20 protein-coding genes are annotated in these 20,909 nt (G+C 47.9%); 14 read left to right on the top strand and 6 right to left on the bottom strand.

All coding sequences use genetic code 11. From position 1 onward, the window contains the following. Positions 1 to 5: 5 nt before the first annotated feature. Complete coding sequence (locus MMOL_RS00820; protein WP_012777534.1) at positions 6 to 698, bottom strand: mechanosensitive ion channel family protein; 693 nt, start codon at positions 696 to 698, stop codon at positions 6 to 8. A gap of 155 nt (positions 699 to 853) precedes the next feature. Here MMOL_RS00820 and hemC point away from each other — a divergent pair, with 155 nt between their 5' ends. From hemC to MMOL_RS00800, 4 genes are read left to right on the top strand one after another with little or no spacing between them, the layout of a single operon-like run. Then, on the top strand, positions 854 to 1,795 hold the full coding sequence (hemC, locus tag MMOL_RS00815; RefSeq protein WP_012777533.1) for a hydroxymethylbilane synthase: 942 nt from the start codon (positions 854 to 856) through the stop codon (positions 1,793 to 1,795). Between the two features lie 31 nt (positions 1,796 to 1,826). Beyond that, positions 1,827 to 2,603 (top strand): uroporphyrinogen-III synthase, encoded by a 777-nt coding sequence (locus tag MMOL_RS00810; RefSeq protein ID WP_012777532.1) that lies wholly within the window; start codon positions 1,827 to 1,829, stop codon positions 2,601 to 2,603. Next, positions 2,596 to 3,633, top strand: a complete 1,038-nt coding sequence (locus MMOL_RS00805) for a uroporphyrinogen-III C-methyltransferase (RefSeq protein ID WP_012777531.1) — start codon at positions 2,596 to 2,598, stop codon at positions 3,631 to 3,633. Before MMOL_RS00810 ends, MMOL_RS00805 begins: the two co-directional genes overlap by 8 nt. Before the next feature lie 19 nt (positions 3,634 to 3,652). Next, complete coding sequence (locus tag MMOL_RS00800; RefSeq protein WP_012777530.1) at positions 3,653 to 4,075, top strand: heme biosynthesis HemY N-terminal domain-containing protein; 423 nt, start codon at positions 3,653 to 3,655, stop codon at positions 4,073 to 4,075. A gap of 135 nt (positions 4,076 to 4,210) precedes the next feature. Here MMOL_RS00800 and MMOL_RS00795 read toward each other — a convergent pair whose 3' ends face one another. Further along, a complete protein-coding gene (locus tag MMOL_RS00795; protein WP_012777529.1) occupies positions 4,211 to 5,242 on the bottom strand; it encodes a CDP-6-deoxy-delta-3,4-glucoseen reductase in 1,032 nt (343 codons plus the stop codon). A gap of 57 nt (positions 5,243 to 5,299) precedes the next feature. Further along, positions 5,300 to 5,704 carry an FxsA family protein gene (locus MMOL_RS00790; RefSeq protein ID WP_012777528.1) on the bottom strand — a complete coding sequence of 135 codons (405 nt, stop codon included), beginning with the start codon at positions 5,702 to 5,704 and terminating at the stop codon, positions 5,300 to 5,302. A gap of 21 nt (positions 5,705 to 5,725) precedes the next feature. Between MMOL_RS00790 and cutA the strand changes: the two genes are divergently transcribed. From cutA to MMOL_RS12280, 9 genes are all read left to right on the top strand, one after another. Next, on the top strand, positions 5,726 to 6,055 hold the full coding sequence (gene cutA / locus MMOL_RS00785) for a divalent-cation tolerance protein CutA (RefSeq protein ID WP_012777527.1): 330 nt from the start codon (positions 5,726 to 5,728) through the stop codon (positions 6,053 to 6,055). 8 nt (positions 6,056 to 6,063) lie between these two features. Further along, on the top strand, positions 6,064 to 7,908 hold the full coding sequence (gene dsbD, locus MMOL_RS00780) for a protein-disulfide reductase DsbD (protein ID WP_012777526.1): 1,845 nt from the start codon (positions 6,064 to 6,066) through the stop codon (positions 7,906 to 7,908). Next, on the top strand, positions 7,902 to 8,450 hold the full coding sequence (locus tag MMOL_RS00775; protein WP_012777525.1) for a TlpA family protein disulfide reductase: 549 nt from the start codon (positions 7,902 to 7,904) through the stop codon (positions 8,448 to 8,450). Before dsbD ends, MMOL_RS00775 begins: the two co-directional genes overlap by 7 nt. Positions 8,451 to 8,638: 188 nt before the next feature. After that, entirely contained in the window at positions 8,639 to 9,088 is a 450-nt protein-coding gene (gene aroQ / locus MMOL_RS00770; protein ID WP_012777524.1) for a type II 3-dehydroquinate dehydratase, read from the top strand. A gap of 35 nt (positions 9,089 to 9,123) precedes the next feature. Next, the gene (accB, locus tag MMOL_RS00765) at positions 9,124 to 9,582 is read left to right on the top strand and encodes an acetyl-CoA carboxylase biotin carboxyl carrier protein (RefSeq protein ID WP_012777523.1); all 459 of its coding nucleotides are present in this window, start codon (positions 9,124 to 9,126) and stop codon (positions 9,580 to 9,582) included. Positions 9,583 to 9,685: 103 nt separating this feature from the next. Next, positions 9,686 to 11,035 (top strand): acetyl-CoA carboxylase biotin carboxylase subunit, encoded by a 1,350-nt coding sequence (accC, locus tag MMOL_RS00760; protein WP_041928622.1) that lies wholly within the window; start codon positions 9,686 to 9,688, stop codon positions 11,033 to 11,035. Between the two features lie 112 nt (positions 11,036 to 11,147). After that, on the top strand, positions 11,148 to 12,044 hold the full coding sequence (gene prmA / locus MMOL_RS00755; RefSeq protein WP_012777521.1) for a 50S ribosomal protein L11 methyltransferase: 897 nt from the start codon (positions 11,148 to 11,150) through the stop codon (positions 12,042 to 12,044). Further along, complete coding sequence (locus MMOL_RS00750; protein ID WP_012777520.1) at positions 12,032 to 13,048, top strand: DUF3426 domain-containing protein; 1,017 nt, start codon at positions 12,032 to 12,034, stop codon at positions 13,046 to 13,048. Before prmA ends, MMOL_RS00750 begins: the two co-directional genes overlap by 13 nt. A gap of 106 nt (positions 13,049 to 13,154) precedes the next feature. Beyond that, complete coding sequence (locus MMOL_RS12280; RefSeq protein WP_012777519.1) at positions 13,155 to 14,735, top strand: diguanylate cyclase domain-containing protein; 1,581 nt, start codon at positions 13,155 to 13,157, stop codon at positions 14,733 to 14,735. Here MMOL_RS12280 and MMOL_RS00740 read toward each other — a convergent pair. Beyond that, positions 14,695 to 15,597, bottom strand: a complete 903-nt coding sequence (locus MMOL_RS00740; protein WP_012777518.1) for a hydrogen peroxide-inducible genes activator — start codon at positions 15,595 to 15,597, stop codon at positions 14,695 to 14,697. The two genes, MMOL_RS12280 and MMOL_RS00740, sit on opposite strands and share 41 nt — an antisense overlap. Positions 15,598 to 15,963: 366 nt before the next feature. Between MMOL_RS00740 and katG the strand changes: the two genes are divergently transcribed. Beyond that, positions 15,964 to 18,159, top strand: coding sequence for a catalase/peroxidase HPI (gene katG / locus MMOL_RS00735; protein ID WP_012777517.1), 2,196 nt, complete (start codon positions 15,964 to 15,966; stop codon positions 18,157 to 18,159). Between the two features lie 117 nt (positions 18,160 to 18,276). On the opposite strand, the gene MMOL_RS00730 is transcribed toward katG, so the two are convergent. Next, positions 18,277 to 19,935, bottom strand: a complete 1,659-nt coding sequence (locus tag MMOL_RS00730) for an electron transfer flavoprotein-ubiquinone oxidoreductase (RefSeq protein WP_012777516.1) — start codon at positions 19,933 to 19,935, stop codon at positions 18,277 to 18,279. A 14-nt stretch (positions 19,936 to 19,949) separates the two neighbouring features. Further along, complete coding sequence (locus tag MMOL_RS00725; protein WP_012777515.1) at positions 19,950 to 20,876, bottom strand: LysR family transcriptional regulator; 927 nt, start codon at positions 20,874 to 20,876, stop codon at positions 19,950 to 19,952. Positions 20,877 to 20,909 lie beyond the last annotated feature (33 nt).

Raw genomic sequence — 20,909 nt, 5'->3', positions numbered from 1 at the left:
TTTACTTATTTCTGAGCCGATTTATTTTTAAGCCGATTCGCATCCAGTTCGGCAATCGTTTTAGCCGCCCAATCTTTCCCCCCCAAACCAAACGCTAACGCCAGAGCCAGGAAAATAGCGCCGAACACGATCACAAATAGGGAGTGTATCAACTGCATGCCTATTCCCAACTGCTCCAGCGCAACAAATATCGACAAGATTTGGATGCCATATTCCGCCGAAGTACTCACAGTAAGCGCCGCAAAGAACTTAATACTATGCAGCCAGGCAAACATCAGTTTATTCACAAAGCGCGCCAGTAGCGTACCAAAAATCACCACCAGAATCGCCAGAATAATGCGCGGCAAGTAGCCCGCCAGTTGCTGTAATAGGGTCGCCACTTCGCTGAGCCCCAGCATACTGGCACCAGTGGTAATAAATAAAATAATCACCAGCCAGTAAACTACTTGGCTGATAATACCGCTCATGGTGACATGCATGCTACCGCTGTTCATAAAAGCCTCAAGGCCAGAGCGCTGTGCAAATCGATCAAACTGCATAAGCACCAACACTCGCTTCACTGACAGCCGCACCAACTTGGCAACGATCCAGCCAAAAAACAGAATCACCACCACGGCTAATAATTTAGGTACAAATTGCACAAGCTGTAACCAGAACTGGTTGAGGGATTCAATAAAAACTTCAAATTGATATTGCATGCTTACCTCCTTAACGCTGTTAAAAGTGTACTTTCCTTTTCAATTTAATCTGAACTAAGTCATCAACTTAGCACATAGCCTAACATCATTTAAACCAGAAACGGAAACTTTCGTCGCCTAATGCTTGCCTGCAAGTGCTGTGTTAAAATCACCAAATGCAAAACTCAAAATTACACACACCGCCTAAAAAATTAGTGATTGCTTCGCGCGAAAGTGCGCTTGCCATGTGGCAGGCTCGCCATATTCAAAGTCGCCTGCAAGCACTTTACCCTGAAACAGAAGTCACTATTTTGGGGATGACCACCACCGGTGACCAAATCCTAGATACGCCCTTAGCCAAAGTAGGCGGTAAAGGGTTATTTGTAAAAGAATTAGAAATCGCGCTAGCCGATGGCCGCGCAGACCTGGCCGTCCACAGCATGAAAGATGTGCCGATGAACCTACCAGAAGGCTTTATCCTTGCCGCAACCGGCGAGCGTGAAGATCCACGTGATGCGTTTGTGTCTAACGACTATGCCACGCTGGAAGACCTGCCTGCCAACAGCATCGTGGGCACATCCAGCTTACGCCGCCAAAGCCAGTTGCAGGCACGCTTTCCACACTTAAAAATCGAGTCGCTACGCGGCAACCTGCAAACCCGTCTGCGCAAGCTGGACGAAGGTCAGTATGCAGCGATTATTCTGGCAGCCGCTGGCTTAATTCGCCTCGAACTAGGCAACAGGATTCGTCAATTCATCGCACCTGAGCATAGTATTCCCGCGGTGGGACAAGGCGCATTAGGCATAGAAATCAGCGCAGACCGCCCTGACCTCATTGCCACACTCGCCCCGCTTAATCACCCGGATACGCAAGTATGCGTAGAAGCCGAGCGCGGCATGAGCCGCTCCCTTGCCGGCAGCTGCACCGTGCCGCTAGGCGCTTACGCAGTATGTGAGGCAGATAGCATCCGCATCACAGGGTTTGTAGCCAGTGTCGATGGCAAACAAATGCTGATAGAAACCGCGGTTGGCAGCAGAGCCAATGCTGAAGCACTAGGCAAAACGCTGGCCAGCCAATTAGTCGCCAAAGGCGCAGATAAGATTCTCGCTGCCCTGTAACCCTAGCTAATCAGATTAGACCGGCTTACCCATGCGTACCGACCATCTATTGAGCAACTTACATATTGCGGTCACCCGACCGCTAGACCAGGCAGAGAGTTTGAACCTTGCCATTGCCCAGCATGGCGGTAGCGCAATCTCTTTCCCCTTGCTGGCGATTGCCGCCTTGGATGATTATCAAGCGTTTGAGCAACAGCTCGACCGCGTCAGCCGCACGGACTGGGCGATTTTCATCAGCTCCAATGCGGTGGACTACGCCATGCCGCGTTTAATCAAAAAATTCGGCAAGATTCCTGGGCATTTAAAGTTTGCCGCGATAGGCCACCAGACCGCAAAAGCCCTGGCGCAGTATGGTGCACACCAAGTACTGGTGCCGCACACCCGTTTTGACAGCGAAACTTTACTGGCGCTACCGGAGCTGCAAGACGTTTCAGCCCAAACCATCGCCATATTTCGCGGTGTAGGCGGCCGCGAACTAATGGCAGACACGCTGAAAGCCAGAGGCGCCGACGTTTATTTCGCGGAAAGCTACCGTCGCATCAATCCGCAGCACAATGCAGACCTGCTGGCAGCGCAATGGCGCCAAAACCAACTGGACGCGGTTATCGTTACCAGCAGTGAAGCCATGCGCTACTTGCTACAACTGGCCGCGCACGCAGAATGGTTAACGCATGTTACATTATGCGTAAATCATGAGAGAATCGCAGAGCAGCCTAGGCAGCTAGGCTTAAAAGTACTGGTCGCCAGCGCACCCGGAGATGAAGCCATGCTGCAATGCCTGGCACAACTTGTAAAACATCATGACTAATAGCACCGACGCATCATTCGCAACAAGACCCAAACCGTCCATGCTAGCTGTGGGCAGCATGATCCTGGTTATCATCGCCATTTTAACCTTGGCTTGGCAATGGCTAAACACACGCCACCGCTTCAACGAGATTGAAAAGTCACTCAGCATCAAACTTGAAGCCTACCAAGCACTCAACCAGCAAAGCCTAGCCCTAGCCAAGCAAGCGGAAGAACGCAGTACGCAAGCCAATGCACGCACTGTGATTCTAGAGCAGAAATTAGCCGAATCTCGTGACCAGCAAGAAGCGCTACAAACCCTGTACACCCAGCTTGCAGAAAACCGTGAAGCCACCGCGGTGGCTGAGGTAGAACAGTTGTTAAACATTGCCAAGCAACAGTTGCAGCTCGCCAGCAATGTTAAATCCGCATTACTGGCACTAGAGGCAGCAGACCACAGGCTAGAACCACTGGACTTACCAAGAGCGGTGCAACTACGCCAAACCCTGCAGCTTGAAATCGAAACGCTGCGTGACCTGCCACAAATCGACATGATTGCACTCAGCGCACAGCTCTCTTACCTTACCGATCTATGCAGTAGCATTCCGCTGATTAGCGAGCGCCAGCCTACCCTAAACAGCAAAGCAGGTAAAATCCCGGCTTCGGCACAATCACTACATGGCGCGCAACAGTTCTGGTGGGCCATCTGGGACGACATTAAAAACCTGGTCACGGTAGAACGTATTGATAAGCCTGAGCCACCATTGCTGTCACCTGAGCATGCCTTATATTTGCGCGAGAATGTAAAACTACGCCTACTCACGGCACGTATTGCCTTGTTGCAGCACGATGAAAATACCTACAAAGCCGACCTAGGTATGGTGAAAATGTGGCTTAATCAATATTTTGACACCAAACATCCGGATACCATCAAGGCGTTAGTACTGTTGAACAAGCTATCCAGCAACAATATCAGCCTGGAACTGCCACAATTGAGTGACAGCTTGGCCGCGGTTAACAGCTACAAACTCATGCTTGAGAAAAACGAGTAATCTGAGTGAGTAAACCAGCATGCTGAAAAATAGATTCTTCTGGTGGGCGTTCACATTACTCGCCATTATATTTATCGTATGGCTAGCCAGTAACAATCAAGGTTATGTGCTGATCATACGCTCACCGTATCGTATCCAAATCTCGTTCAACTTCTTCTTAGTCGTATTTGTACTCAGTGTGTTTGGCTTGCACCACTGCCTAAGATTTTTACGCTTCCTCCGGCACTTACCCGCAATCAGGCGAAGCAAAAAAGAAGCTCTGCGCTTAAAAGCCGGTAATACCGCGCTACTAGAAGGCATGCATGCACTGGCGGCAGGTGATTTTGAGAGCGCGGAGGCGTCGGCAAAATTAGCACAGGAATTGATTCAAAACTCGGATCTGGAAACACTGATCCAAAAGCTTACGGCAGAAAAAAATAAACGCCAACTAAGTGACGTTTAATACTCAGCTAGCGTTTAAAGTTAGAGCGACGTTTAATTTCAAACGCCTGCAAGCCCGACTAACAACCGCAGGCTTTGGTAGCCCCTTGCGCAAACTTGGCTTTAACCTAGATTAAAGCCAAGTTTGAAATCTGAGCTAAACACCGGGTGCGCTAGGCACAGGTTTCGCGTAGTTAAAAGCATCTGAATAGAATGCTCCCTCCGGCAAACCAGCTTGGGCGAAGCTAGCATGTGCCACCTCCACCATGGCAGGTGCACCGCAACAATACACTTCCACACCGCTTAAATCACTAAAGTCATCCAACACCGCCTGATGCACCAAGCCGCTGCGTCCCTGCCAATTATCTTGCGGTAGTGCGTCAGATAGCACCGGGATAAACTCAATATTGGGATGAGTCTCAGCCCATGCCTGCGCCAACGCCGGCATGTATAAGTCTTCCAACGCACGTGCGCCCCAATATAAAGTCACTTTGCGTTTAATGTCATTGTGTATCATGTGCTCAATAATGGCCTTGATTGGCGCAAAACCGGTACCACCAGCCACCATCACCATCGGCTTTTCCGAGTCACTTCGGTAGTAGAAGCTACCAAACGGCGCCTCTATGCGTAAAATCGCCTTATCCGGCATCTCGTTAAATACATACTCAGTAAACTGTCCACCTGGAATCAAACGTAAATGCAGTTCCAACAAGTTATCTGCATGTGGTGCATTTGCCAATGAAAAAGCGCGACGCTTGCCGTCTTTTAGCAAAAACTCCACATACTGACCTGCCATAAACTGTAGACGCTCGCTGCTAGGCAGCTTTAAGAACAAGGCCATAACATCATGCGACAACTGCTCTTTGCGCTCCACGCGTGCAGGCAGGATACGCGGCGGAATCACGCCTGAGTTGATTTCCCTGCACTCTATTGTTAAATCCGTGAGCGGTCGCGCGCAGCAAAACAACGCTTTACCGGCAGCTTTATCCGCATCCGACAACGCACTGCTAGCATAGTCTCCATGATCCACCTCACCGCTTAACACCGTGCCCTTGCAACTACCGCAGGCGCCGTTACGGCAACCATAAGGAATATTAAACCCAGCTTCTATGGCTGATTCAAGCACTGTTTCGTAAGCTTTTGCCTGATAGCTATGGCCACTTGGCTGAATAGTAATTTGATGTGTCATGTTATGTACTTCTGTTTATTTAATTAATCTTCGCGTGAATCTTTATTCTGCTGAATTTTAGTCTTCGCGGCGGAACTCGCCCTCAATCACGTCATCATTCGCGGCATGGCCGGCTTGGTATGGTGACTGCGCATTGGGTGTCTGGCTGTTTTTAATCGGCACCAGCAGTAGTATCACTGCAATGATATCAGTAATCACACCTGGGATAATTAACAACACGCCGGCAATAATATTGCGCGCACTGCCAAACATCGCTTTCATCGGATGGTTACCGGCACTTAACGTTTGCATCATACGCCCGCTAAACTTAGACTTTTCCTCCTGAATCAAACGCACACCCAACACAGCGATACCCACCAGATACACTAGCAGCCACCAACCATATTGTTGACCCAGCTCAATTAACAGCCATATCTCAGCCACTGGAAAAGCGAGTAAAATCAAACCTATTAACAAACGCATATGTTGCTATCCTAAAAAATAATGTCGAACCCAAAAAATATTTTATTAGTGCTCACCAACGTGCCAGATGCGGCCACTGCCAATCTCATCGCTGAAACGCTAGTCACACAAAAGCTAGCCGCGTGCGTGAACATTTTAAGCCCATGCCAATCCACTTACATGTGGGAAGGCAAGCTCACGCACGACCATGAAATCCCCGTGCTTATTAAAACCACTCAATTACAGTATCATGCACTGCAAGAAGCTATTATAAAAACGCACCCTTATGAACTTCCTGAAATAATCTCTATCAACGTAGATGGTGGCTTACCTCAATATTTACAATGGGTAAGCACGCAATTATCTGCGTAAGGAACAAAATGTTTAAAAGATTCTCGTATTTTTTGCTGGTTAGTTTTTTTGTACTCTCAGCATCCATCGGTCATGCAGGCAACGCAAGCAGCAGTTTGAAAAACTTATTCACCGGAGAATCTGCAGAAGACGAGTTCCTATCCCCAGATGCTGCCTTTGGCGTAAGCATTAAACAAGACGGGCAAAACATACGAGCTAACTTCACCGTTGCCCCCAATTATTATCTATATAAAACACGCACCAAGTTTGAGTTCACACCCGCACAAACGTTCGATACTCAATTACCGAAAGCTGATATTAAAAATGACCCTAACTTTGGGCAAATGGAGGTCTATCATCAGGACTTCACTGCAAACTTGCAGCTAAAAGAGCAAATTAGCGCACCACTGCAGCTCAAAGTCACCTACCAAGGCTGTAGCGAAAAAGGCCTGTGCTATGCCCCGCAGCACAAAAGCTTCAGCATCACCCCGGGCGCAATACCTAATAACAATGCAGCGCCAAGCACCGCAGCAGATAGCAGCAACGCCTCCGCCAGCGATAGCCAGGCCGCAAACCTGTTGAAAAGCGGTAAATGGTGGCTGATTATTCTTGGCTTCTTTACCGCAGGGTTACTGCTTGCATTCACACCGTGCGTATTTCCGATGATTCCTATCCTATCTTCCATCATCATCGGCAAAAACGCACATGTAACACGCTTACATGCATTTAACTTATCGCTGGCCTACACCTTGGGCATGTGTCTCACCTACACGCTTGCCGGTATCGCCGCTGGCCTTTCCGGACAAATGCTCAGCAGCGCATTACAAACGCCGTGGGCCTTAGGCTTTGGCGCACTGATCTTTGTATTGCTGGCGCTATCTATGTTTGGTTTTTACGAACTCAAGCTACCAAGCGGCATGGAAAATGGCCTGATGAACTTAAGCCGCCGCATCAAGGGCGGGCGCTTCTTTAGCGACTTCCTGATGGGCGTACTTTCAGCGCTGATTATCAGCCCGTGCGTGGCAGCACCACTCGCTGGCGCATTACTGTATATCAGCAAAACCAATGACGTAGTGTTAGGCGGCGTAGCACTATTCTCTCTTTCTGTGGGCATGGGCACGCCGTTGCTGTTGATAGGTGCGTCGGCCGGAACGTTGTTACCCAAAGTTGGCAGCTGGATGAACGCAGTGCGTAATTTATTTGGCGTACTGATGCTGGGCGTCGCCATCTGGCTCATCTCCCCGGTGATTCCCATGCAAGTACAGCTGGCGTTATGGGCGGCTATATTGATAGTACCGGCCATCTTTATGCACGCACTAGATAGCCTACCCACTGGCGCCAAAGCCGCACTCAAGTTTTGGAAAGGCATAGGCGTGATGATGGTGATCACCGGTTTAGCACTGTTAATCGGCGCGCTCTCCAATGCCAAGTCGCCATTGCAGCCACTAAGCGGGCTAATCGCCAGCAGCAGTAAAGTACAGCCGCATAACAACCTTAATTTTCAGCAAATTAAAAGTCTTGCCGAATTAGAAAGCGCGCTGAAAAATGCAGGAGGCAAACCAGTGATGCTAGATTTCTACGCGGATTGGTGCGTTGCCTGCAAAGAGCTGGAGCAATTTACGTTTAGTGACGCACGCGTGCAAACCGCCTTAAAAGACACCGTATTGCTGCAAGCCGATGTCACCAATAATACCGAAGACGATAAAGCCTTAATGCAGAAATTTAACATTTTTGGCCCGCCGGGCATCGTGTTTTTTGATGCTAATGCTCACGAACAAAGCCAGTTAAAAGTAGTCGGCTACAAGGATGCAGACACCTTCCTGCAAACGTTAAATCAACGCGGCAGCTGCTTACCTGAAACAATCGCATGCTAAAAAAAATACTGAAATCTATTTTCTTTATCGCCCTAGCATCCTGCTTAGCGTTGAGCCTGGCCTTTATATTGCGCTATATTGCAGAGCAGAACGCCGACAACCAACCGAGCGGCGCGGCCCTGTATGTAGCTAAATTACCCGACATCTATGGCAAAATGCAGGATCTTGGGCAATACCGGCACAAAGTCATTATCGTTAATTTCTGGGCAACTTGGTGCCCGCCATGCCGTGAAGAAATGCCTGAACTGATTGCGCTGCAGCAAGCCTACCAAGATAAGAACGTTGTTGTGTTAGGCATTGCACTGGATGAGCCGGCACAGGTCGCTCAGTATTTAAAAAGCACCTCGGTCAATTATCCAATAGTCGCCAACGATGTTGCGGGTAGCATGCTCGGCGAGCAATTGGGTAACGACAAAGGCGTTTTACCCTACACCGTGATTATTAATACAGATGGAAATATTGTTAACGCCCACTTTGGGCGCATCACCCAAGCCATGATCGAAGCAAGCATCAAGCCTTTGATACCTGCGTCAACACGCTAGCTGTAACCTGAGCTAAGGATTTTCGCAGAAATTAAGTACCCACTTAGCATAGAGATTTCACGAAATCAACTAAGGCAAATTCGCTTAAATTCTCTAAAGTTTCTGGACAAAACCCATTAACTTCGGCAAACTCGCGTCTATGAATTATCGTAATTTATGCATAAATTGTTTAAAACAGGTGGGTTGTCATGACAGCTAAGAGCATTCTGGTATTGCATGGCCCTAATCTGAACCTATTGGGTCTGCGTGAGCCACAACATTACGGCAACGCTACACTTGATAGCATCAATCAGACCCTAACCAACAAAGCAAAATTAGCTAACATCACATTAGAGAGCTTCCAAAGCAACGCGGAAGCGGATCTTGTCGATAAAATTCAGTCTATTGCAACAAAAAGCGTAGATTTTGTCATCATCAACCCCGCAGCATTCACACACACCTCGGTTGCCATGCGTGATGCATTAAGTGCGGTTAAGGTTCCATTTATAGAAGTACATTTGTCAAATGTGTTTGCACGAGAAGCATTTCGTCACCATTCATATTTTACAGATATCGCTGTAGGCATTATTAGCGGGCTAGGTGCAAAAGGTTACGAACTTGCACTGGATTTCGCTATTGAAAAAATCAATCATTCTTAAAATAATAATTTATATCGAATTAGTTAGGGGTCATCATGGATTTACGTAAACTTAAAAAGCTTATTGATCTGGTAGAAGAATCAGGTATTTCAGAGCTAGAACTGACAGAAGACGGCGAAAAAGTACGCATCAGCCGTAATTTCACCGCCAGCATGCCGGCACAAAACTACGCTCACTATATTCCTCAGCAACAAGCACCTGCTGCATTTCAAGCATCAGCACCAGCTGTAGCTGTTGAAGCTGCTCCTGCTGCAGAAGAAGGCCACGCGGTTAAATCACCGATGGTAGGCACTTTCTACCGCTCACCATCGCCAGATGCTAAGGCGTTTGTTGAAGTAGGCGACACGGTAGCTGTAGGCGACACACTATGCATTATCGAGGCGATGAAGCTATTAAACGAGATTGAAGCAGATAAAGCTGGCGTTATCAAAAAAATCTTGGTGGATAACGGCCAAGCCATTGAATACGGTGAGCCACTGTTTATCATTGGTTAATATCATGGGCTAATTGCGGTTAGCTTATTCAATTACTGCTTAAAATTCATTAAGTCTTAACATCAATGCTAAGACTTAAAAACTAGGATTCACTTTCATGGCAATGTTTGACAAAATTTTAATCGCCAATCGCGGCGAAATCGCATTGCGCGTACAACGCGCGTGTCGCGAACTCGGCATCAGAACGGTGGCGGTACACTCCGAAGCCGACCGTGAAGCTAAATATGTAAAATTAGCGGATGAGTCAGTTTGTATCGGCCCAGCACCTTCTGGTCAAAGCTACTTAAATGTCCCAGCGGTGATTAGTGCTGCTGAAGTGACCGATGCACAGGCGATTCACCCAGGTTATGGCTTCTTATCAGAAAACGCAGACTTTGCAGAACGCGTAGAGCAAAGCGGCTTTGTGTTTATTGGCCCACGTGCCGAAACTATCCGCCTGATGGGTGACAAGGTATCGGCTAAAGACGCCATGCGTAAAGCGGGTGTGCCTTGCGTACCAGGCTCAGAAGGCGCATTGCCGGATGACCCTAGCGAGATCATCAAAATCGCTAAGCAAATTGGCTACCCGGTCATTATTAAAGCGGCGGGCGGTGGCGGCGGACGTGGTATGCGTGTAGTGCACACCGAAGCAGCGTTGCTAACTTCTGTGAACATGACCAAAGCTGAGGCACAAGCCGCGTTTGGCAACCCGATGGTTTACATGGAAAAATACCTTGAAAAACCACGTCATATCGAAATTCAAGTACTGGCTGACCAACATGGTAACGCCGTATTCCTAGGTGAGCGTGATTGCTCTATGCAACGCCGCCACCAAAAAATTCTGGAAGAAGCACCAGCGCCATTACTTAACGCGCGTTTACGCGACAAAATCGGCGAGCGTTGTGCCGAGGCTTGCCGCAAGATCAAATACCGCGGCGCAGGTACTTTTGAGTTCCTTTACGAAAACGGCGAGTTCTATTTCATTGAAATGAACACCCGCTTACAGGTAGAACATACTGTCACTGAGATGATTACTGGTATCGACTTAGTGCAGCAACAGATTTTTGTCGCAGCTGGCGAAAAACTGAAGTTCCGCCAGAAGGACATACAATTACGCGGACATGCCATTGAATGCCGCCTGAATGCAGAAGATCCTTACAACTTTGTACCTTCTCCAGGCAAAATCACCAAGTTCCACATGCCTGGTGGCCCAGGCGTACGTATCGATACGCACGCATACTCTGGCTACACCGTACCGCCGCACTACGATTCAATGATTGGTAAGTTAATCACTTACGGTGATACGCGTGAACAAGCCATTGCTCGTATGCGCATCGCATTATCAGAAATGATGATTGAAGGCATTAGCACTAACATTGCTCTGCACTCGGACTTGATGGCCGATGCAGCGTTCCATTTAGGTGGTACAAGTATTCACTACCTAGAACAAAAGCTTGGTATTTATAACAAATAATTGTTATTTCTGAAGTAGTACTGTAAATACGCGTTACCGCAGCTGCGGTACACGCGTATTTACGTATGTAGTTTAAATATGTAATTCAAAATAAGTGTTAGATAGGTTAAGTATGGCGTGGGTATCATTAAAGATTGAAGCACAGGACAACAATGCTGATTTAATTAGCGACACACTCATGGAGCTGGGCGCATTGTCAGCCATTATTGAAGACGCCAATGCCGAAACTATCGATGAACAGCCTATTTTTGGTGAACCGGGCGACCCGCCACCAGGTATCTGGCAGCAAAATCTAGTCAGCGCCTTGTTTGATGAAGGCGTAGACATCCCTGCCGTGATTGAGGCGCTCACACAGCAGGCCAAACTCGGCAACCTGAATTACACGACAGAAACCATACAAGAACAAGATTGGGTGCGCGCCACGCAATCGCAATTTGACCCGATTAGAATCACCGACACACTGTGGATAGTACCAACCTGGCATGAGTCACCTAACCCTGACGCGATCAACATCGTTTTAGACCCTGGTTTGGCCTTTGGTACTGGCAGCCACCCGACTACCCACTTATGCTTGGCATGGCTAACCCAAACCGTGACGCCAGGAAATTCAGTGCTGGACTACGGCTGCGGCTCAGGCATTTTAGCGATTGCCGCCAAGAAACTAGGCGCAGCTGAGGTAGTGGGTACCGATATTGATACGCAAGCGATACAATCTAGCCTGTACAACGCAGAACAGAACCAAGTTGAGGCTGAGTTCTACGATGCAAATGCATACCAATCTAAAGAGTTTGATATTGTGGTTGCCAATATCTTATCCAGTGCTTTAAGCGTGCTGGCACCGGCATTGGCAAAATCATGCAAAGCTGGCGGCAAGATTGCGCTTTCTGGAATTTTACGCGAACAAGAAGCCGCTGTTTCTGCCATTTATGCTGAATGGTTTGATATGAGTGCACCACAGCACATGGATGCTTGGGTGTTGCTCACAGGCACGAAAAAATGCGCGACATAACCCATTGCCCAAATTGCCAAACCCAATTCTTTGTTAGTGAAGACCAGCTCAGCCAGCATGGCGGTTTAGTCCGCTGCGGGCAATGCCTGCACGTATTTAATGCCAAAGAGCAATTTGTCCCCACCAGCAACCCTACTCCAGCCAGCACAGCACCTGTAGAAACCACCGTACCAAAAGTCGCGGCCGCCACTTTAGCGCCGAGCAATGACGCTGCACCTTCTGGCTGGCCAGCAATTGACCTGGCACTTGAAGAGCCTGCAGCAAGCACGCAGCAGCCAGAAGCGAAACCTGCTCAGCAAGCAGCACCTCCGTTAAATACTGCATCTGCGGAGACTCGTACAGCACTGACGAGCGAGCAGCCCAGCCCAGACATTACGCACACCGGTGCACTTGCCGAACTTCCGCATGATCCAAGCAGCATAGCCGAGCATCCACCGAACGATACCAGCAAACTAAACACTGCCCATCACCCTGCTAACGATTTTAATGACTTGGTCAAACACGCAAAACGCGATAGCAATCAAAAAGCAAACCGTCGCTGGCCATGGCTACTAGGTGCGCTAGTATTGGTGCTCACTGCTGCCGCACAAAGTGCTTATTTCTTACGCAATAGCATAGCCATTTACTATCCCAAACTTAAACCACAGTTAGTGCAGGCTTGTGAGCACCTCAAATGCAGCATTGAGCTGCCCAAACAGATTGAGTGGGTAGTGATTGACGATTCCGACATGCAGGAAGACCTGGCGCATAGCGGGGTGATGCACCTGAGCAGCAGCCTCTTTAACAAAGCAGGTTTTGTGCTGGCTTACCCCAACCTAGAGTTGACCCTGACCAATACCGACGATAGCCCGGTGTTAAGACGCGTATTTAAGCCAGCAGAGTATTTGCCACCCAACACTGACATTGCCACCGGCTTTACTGCCGGCAATGAAATCAAGGTAAAACTTGCCATCACTACGCAGGATGTGAGCGTTGCCGGCTACCGCCTGTACGTTACTTACTAACACATTCCCCTAATATTTTAAAACAATTGCAGCTTGACTTGCATCAATAAATGCAGGGACTTTAGGTATACGATGGTGGAAGCATATGACTAAATTGGATATATAAATGGGACGACCTTCATCAAATATAGTTTCCAAATATTCCCTTTCTGTAATGTGGCTGACTTGCTCGGTCTTAGCCATCTTGATTACATCTGGTTTTTTAATTTGGCTACAACGTTTACTTGAAAGAAAAGTAGCGCTATCTGAATTTATAGTGATTGTCTTATCCAGCCTTCTCATTAATGGGTTGGCTATTTATCTATTTGCAAGACACAACAAACGTATACTTGCCAGCAAAATAGCAGCGATGAATATTGACTTCAAGACTTTAAAACAAAGTGAATCAAGATTACAAAAGATAGAATATTACCAGCGCGCCTTTATTGATAGCCTACCTTTTATGGTCTGGCTCAAAGATGAAGAAAGTCGATTTATATCGGTTAATAAAGTCCACGCCAATAATTATGGGGAGGACAGCCCTGAAAAGATGATTGGCAAAACAGATTTTGATTATTCACCGAAAGAGCTTGCTGAATATTATCGCCAAGAAGATTTAAGTGTTCTCGAATCTAGGCAACCAAAACTGGTCGATGAAACATTTATTGACCCAGAAGGCAAGACGCATTGGATAGAAACCTTCAAAGCACCAGTCACAGATAATGATGGAAATTTATTAGGTACTGTCGGGTTTGCACGTGATATTTCTGAGCAAAAAAGAATTGAAAATGAACTTAAAGTTTCGGCTATAGCCATGGAATCGCAAGAGGGTATTATTATTACAGATGCCAACTCTAAAATTCTAAAAATTAACGATGCGTTTACTAAAATAACAGGCTTTACTAGTGAAGAGGCCGTTGGCAACAGGATGACGCTATTAAAATCTGGTGTTCATGATGCAGCCTTTTATAAAGAAATGTGGGAATCAATTTCCACTCAAGGCTCATGGCAAGGTGAGATTTGGAACAAGCGCAAATCTGGCGAAATTTATCCAGAATGGCTCACTATTTCTGCCGTAAAAAACGCTGAGGGCGTGGTGACAAACTACGTTGGAACGATGATTGACATTACCGCTCGGAAATCAATTGAAGAGCGCGTTCATCATATGGCGCATTATGACCCACTCACAGATTTGCCTAATCGCAGCCTACTCACTGATCGCTTACATCAAGCATTAGCGCAGGCACGTAGAGAAAACGCTATGCTAGCGGTTATGTTTCTCGATTTGGATAAGTTTAAAATAGTTAATGACACGCTAGGCCACGATATTGGGGATGCCTTACTCAAAGCAGTAGCCATTCGCTTAACTAATTGCTTTAAAAGGCAAACAGATACCGTATCACGTCTTGGTGGCGATGAGTTTGTAGTTTTACTTGCCAAGATAGAAACAGAGCAAGATGTGGCAATGGTGGCTCAAGAAGTAATACAGTCGCTGACAGAAACTTTTTACATTGAAGAACATGTCATTAATATTTCTTGCAGCATTGGTATTAGCTTGCATCCTAAAAATGGTAATGATGTAGCATCATTGTTACGTAGTGCTGACAATGCAATGTATGAATCAAAACATGCTGGCAGAGGCTGCTTCAGATTCTATAATAATATTGCTAATCAATCATCTTTAGACAATCAGACTGAATCGCCCTGATTGCATCAGCTACACATTCTACTGCCAACTCTCTGGCATAGCTTTTACGCCACGCTAGCGCCACTCTGCGCACAGGCACTGGGTCTGAAAATGGAATTACTCTCACCAATGGATTCAAATATCGGTCAGTAGCTGCACTGCATGACAATACCGTAATACCCAGATTTGAAGCCACCATATTGCGTATGGTTTCTAAAGAGTTACCTTGTAACACTTGCCCTTTTCTAGATAGATCTGGACATGCCTGCAACACCTGATGGCTGTAACAGTGCCCGCTGTTCAACAGCAAGACATTTTCATCTGCCAGTTCATCCGCATTCACCGAAGCGCGATCAGCCCAAGGATGGCTCACCGGCACCATCACCAGATACTGCTCATCGTATAGCGGGAGTGTATTAATACCTGCCACTTCAAACGGCAGCGCCACCACTGCTGCGTCAATCACGCCATTTTTAAGCTGTGCCTCTAATTGCACCGTGAGATTTTCTTCAATATCCAACGGCATTTCCGGTGCGCTCTGCCGCAAAATAGGGATAAGTTCTGGCAGCAAATAAGGACCCACCGAGTAAATCAAACCTAAGCGGAACACGCCACCCAGTTGGTTATTACCCTGCTGGGCAATCTCGCGTATGTAGTTCACTTCCTCTATCGCCTTAATCGCCTGTTCGATAATCTTTTCGCCGATAGGGGTGGGATTAATATCAGTGCGGCTGCGCTCAAAGATTTGTACGCCTAAATCTTCTTCCAATTTTTTAATCGCCAAACTAAGCGCGGGCTGGCTAACGTAGCACTTGTCGGCAGCTCGCCTAAAGTTGCGCTCCTTTGCCACGGCAACCACAAAACGTAATTCACTTAAGGTCATTGCCAGTATCCAGATTATGCATGATTGATAAGTTTAGCATATCAATAAAATTAGAACATTCAATTATACAAATCAATGTTCGGCCTATACACTGGTCCCACTTGCTGCTCAACATTGCTTTACCAAACCACCGAGATAGCAATATAAATGGAGAGAAAAATGAACAACTATTTATACGAGTTACAAGAAATTTTTATCGACATGTTTGCTCAATATGCATTGAGCCAATAGCAAACCATACGTGAGACCTGTAACCAATTTTTACACTACAGCGTGTAAATTTAAGATTAAAATATTTCTGCGCTATATTCAGCAGAGATGATTAAAACAGGTCCATCACGTTCTAAACAATAACAGGAGAACATCATGACAGCCGAATCAAAATGCCCTTTCTCTGGTGGTGCACCCAAACCAACCACCACCGCAGGCTCTGCTAACGCAGCCTGGTGGCCAGAACAGCTCAACCTCAGCATATTGCACCAGCACACACCTAAATCTGACCCTATGGGGCAAGATTATGACTATGCAGCAGAATTTAATAGCCTAGACCTATCTGCCGTGATTAAGGATTTACATGCCCTGATGACAGACTCACAGGAGTGGTGGCCTGCCGATTATGGACATTATGGCCCATTCTTTGTGCGCATGGCATGGCATGGTGCTGGTACTTATCGCATTTACGATGGCCGCGGCGGCGCTGGCTCCGGTGCACAGCGCTTTGCACCACTTAATAGCTGGCCGGACAATGGCAACCTAGATAAAGCACGCCGCTTGCTTTGGCCTGTTAAACAAAAATATGGCCGCAAGATTTCATGGGCAGACTTAATGATACTGGCTGGCAATGTAGCGCTGGACTCCATGGGGCTGAAGACCTTTGGCTTTGCCGGTGGGCGTAAGGATATTTGGGAACCAGAGCAGGACATCTATTGGGGGCCAGAAACCACATGGCTAGGCGACAATCGCTACCATGGTGACCGTGAGCTGGAAAACCCGCTAGGCGCAGTGCAAATGGGCTTGATTTACGTTAATCCAGAAGGCCCCAACGGTAATCCAGACCCTGTAGCTTCTGCCCGTGATATTCGCGAAACCTTCGCACGCATGGCAATGAACGATGAGGAAACCGTAGCACTGGTGGCTGGTGGCCATACCTTTGGCAAATGCCACGGCGCCGGCGACGCTAGTCATGTTGGTGCAGAGCCTGAAGCAGCAGAGATTGAAGCGCAGGGCCTAGGCTGGCACAACAGCTTTGGCAGTGGTAAAGGCGTACACACCATCACTAGCGGAATTGAAGGTGCGTGGACCAGCAACCCTATCCAATGGGATAACAACTATTTTGAAAACCTGTTCGGCTATGAGTGGCAGTTGACCAAGAGCCCAGCTGGCGCGCACCAATGGACGCCAAAAGAGGCTAGCGCTCTAAATACCGTGCCTGATGCACATGATGCATCTAGACGCCATGCGCCTATCATGACCACTGCTGACTTAGCTATGCGGATGGATCCAGCCTACGAGAAAATATCACGTCACTTTTTTGCTAACCCGCAGGCATTTGCAGATGCTTTTGCCCGCGCCTGGTTTAAGCTAACCCACCGCGACATGGGCCCAGTATCGCGCCATTTAGGTCCATTAGTACCCAAAGAAGCGCTCATCTGGCAGGATCCTATCCCAGCGGTTAACTACACCCTAGTCGATGCGCAGGATATCGCAAGCCTAAAAGCAAAAGTATTGGCATCCGGTTTATCTATCTCACAATTGGTAAGCACGGCGTGGGCATCTGCTTCCACATTCCGCGGTTCAGATAAACGTGGTGGTGCAAACGGAGCACGCATTCGCCTCTCTCCGCAAAAGGACTGGGCCATCAATCAGCCAGCCGAGTTAACCACTGTGTTGCAGAAACTAGAAGCGATACAGCAGGAATTTAACAGTGCACAGCACAGCGGCAAGCACATTTCCATGGCCGACCTGATTGTGCTGGCAGGCGGTGCGGCAATTGAAGCGGCTGCTAGCAATGCAGGGCATACGCTAGCCGTGCCATTCACGCCAGGGCGTAACGATGCCAGTCAAGCGCAAACTGATATTGACTCATTTGCCGTACTGGAGCCAATTGCCGATGGTTTCCGCAACTATACGAAAAATGGCGTTGAGGCCAATGTGGCCGAACTACTGCTAGACAAGGCGCAATTGCTCACGCTCAGCGCACCAGAAATGACGGTGCTGATCGGTGGTCTACGTGTGCTAAATGTGAATCATGGTAAATCTCAGCATGGTGTGTTCACACATCAAGCCGAAACCTTAAGCAATGACTTCTTCGTGAACTTATTGGACATGAACACGACATGGCAAAAGTCTGCGACATCCAAACATGTGCTTGAGGGCTATGACCGTAGCAGCAAGACGCTTAAATGGACAGCTACTGTAGTGGACTTAGTGTTTGGCTCTAACTCGCAGCTGCGTGCTATTGCCGAAGTTTATGCAACGGATGATGCACAAGCCAAGTTCCTAGGCGATTTTGTACAGGCATGGACCAAAGTCATGAACCTTGATCGTTTTGATCTAGCCTGATTGCGCCAGCCCAATAAGGCGGACATTAGGCGATAAAAAAACCTCAACTTGATCCAAGTTGAGGTTTTTTATTATCAAAACTTATACGAACTAGATTGCGAACTAGATGCCCATCAATTACATCCCCATATAAGTCGGGCCACTGCCCCCCTCAGGCGGTACCCACACAATGTTCTGTGTCGGGTCTTTAATATCGCAGGTTTTGCAATGTATGCAGTTTTGCGCATTAATGTGCAAATAGCTCGCATCATGCGATTTCACGATTTCATAGACTCCAGCCGGGCAATAGCGTTGCTCAGGCGCATCATAATTAGCCAGATTAACACTGATAGGCACATTCTGGTCGCGCAGCGTCAAATGGCAAGGCTGATTTGCATCATGCGCAAGGTTACTTAAGCTGATGGAACTTAAGCGGTCAAAACTGTACACGCCATCATGCTTTTCGTACTGAATCATTGGCATTACAGATGCCGGCTTGGTGTATTCATGGTCTGCTTTCTGATGTTGCAATGTCCACGGCAAACGCACATGCAGTGCATGCAGCCACATCTCGATGCCACCTAACAAAGTACCGCCCCAACTGCCAAATCGCGACAACAGCGGCTTTATGTTACGCACCGCATCTAAATCTTGCCACACCCATGAATCTTTGAGTGCTTGTGGATACGCTGTCAGCAAGCGGTTATCCGACTGCTCTGCCTGTGTAATCGCATTAAACACAGCCTCGGCTGCCAACATGCCAGATTTCATCGCATTGTGGCTACCTTTGATACGCGGCACATTCACCATGCCTGCACTACAACCGATGAGCGCACCACCTGGAAAAATCATCTCCGGCCATGCTTGCACGCCACCTTCACTAATCGCACGCGCGCCATAACTAAAACGCTCGCCATCTTTCAGCAAGGCTTTAATCTCAGGGTGGGTCTTAAAGCGCTGGAACTCTTCAAATGGAGAAAGATGCGGGTTGGCGTAGTCCAAATGCACCACAAAGCCAATAGACACCAGCTGTTCACCGTAATGATAGATGAAAGAACCACCACCGGTATCCGCCTGCAATGGCCAGCCTACGCTGTGTTGCACCAGTCCGGGCCTATGTTGTGCTACCGGCACACGCCATACTTCTTTAAAGCCTAAACCATATTTCTGCGGCGAGGTACGCAGCGCGTATTTGCTCTCTAGCTCGCGTGTTAATGAGCCACGTGTACCTTCTGCGATTAAAGTATATTGCGCTCTAATTTCTATGCCAAGCGTGAATTGTGCGGTTTCCTTGCCGTGCGCATCACGCCCCATATCGCCGGTAATCACGCCAACCACTTGCTGATTTTCGTCATACAGCATACTTTGTGCCGCAAAACCTGCGTAAATTTCCACCCCTAAGGCATCCGCTTGCTCACCTAACCAGCGATCCACATCGCCCAGGCTCACAATATAGTTGCCCTCATTACTCATCAAGGGCGGCATCAGCCAATGTGGAACCGGCCAGGATTTAGTTTTACCCAGCACGAGAAACTCGTCTTCCTTCACACTGGTATGCACTGGCGCACCTTTTTCGCGCCAATCTGGAATCAGTTCATTCAACGCGATAGGGTCAATCACCGCACCGGATAAAATATGCGCGCCTACCTCGGCTGCTTTTTCCAACACGCACACACTGAGCTCCTGCCCAGCCGCGTTGGCCAGCTGTTTCAGCCGTATCGCCGCCGCCAGACCCGCTGGCCCAGCCCCTACAATTAACACATCGTAATTCATTACATCGCGTTGCACATCTGTCATTTAAAGACCGTCCTCTAAGCTATTTCTGGCAAATTAACTTGGTCGCTACGCTCTGCGCCCACCACCATTTTTTTGCATAACATGATAAATTCACGCATACCTGTTGTTTGATATTTTTGCTTGTGCCAGAGAAAGTAAAAATATCTTCCTAAATTTAGTTCTGGCGTCACTAACGGCACCAAGCTGCCACGGCGGAAAGCGTCCTTCAACGCCAAACGCGAGATGCAGCCAATACCTAGCCCAGACTCTACCGCACGCTTAATCGCCTCGGTGTGCTCCAGCTCTAGGCGGATATGCAAACCGGCATTGTTATTATGAAAAGCACGATCAAAAGTTGCACGGGTGCCAGAACCTTGCTCCCTTAAAATCCATTGCTCCTGCAATAATTGTGCTATCGAAATTTGTTTTAACTGCGCCAGCGGGTGATTGGGTGCCGCAAACACTACCAGTTCATCCGCCACCCAGCGCTGCACCTCGATATCCGGATGGCTGCAATCCCCTTCAATCAAGCCCAGATCCAGTTCGTGATTCACTACCTGCTGCACGATGGTGCTGGTATTATGTACTTGTAACTGAATGCGGCTTTCAGGATGATCCTGCAAGAATTTTGCCACCAGCATGGTAGCCAAGTAATTGCCCACCGTTAAAGTAGCGCCAATTTTCATATAGCCGAAGCCGGTGTGACCGCGCAGCAGATTTTCTATTTCACTGGCACGGTCTAATAACTCTACCGCCTTGGGGAGCAGTTGCAGCCCGGTTTCATTGATACGCAGAGTTTTACCCACCCGGTCAAAAAGCTGCAGGTCGAATTGTCGCTCCAGCTCACTCAATGCGGTACTGGTTGCCGATTGCGATAAAGCTAAAGCATCGGCTGCGCGCGAGACGCTTTCGGTACGACTGATGACAACAAATATCTCTAGTTGCCTTAGGGTATATTTCATACACTCCTATATCTATTTTGCAGATATATAATA

The sequence above is a fragment of the Methylotenera mobilis JLW8 genome (assembly GCF_000023705.1).
In the GTDB taxonomy this organism is placed as follows: Bacteria; Pseudomonadota; Gammaproteobacteria; order Burkholderiales; family Methylophilaceae; genus Methylotenera; species Methylotenera mobilis.
The sequence above is the reverse complement of the archived record's forward strand: the minus strand, read 5'-3'. Positions and strand labels throughout refer to the sequence as shown.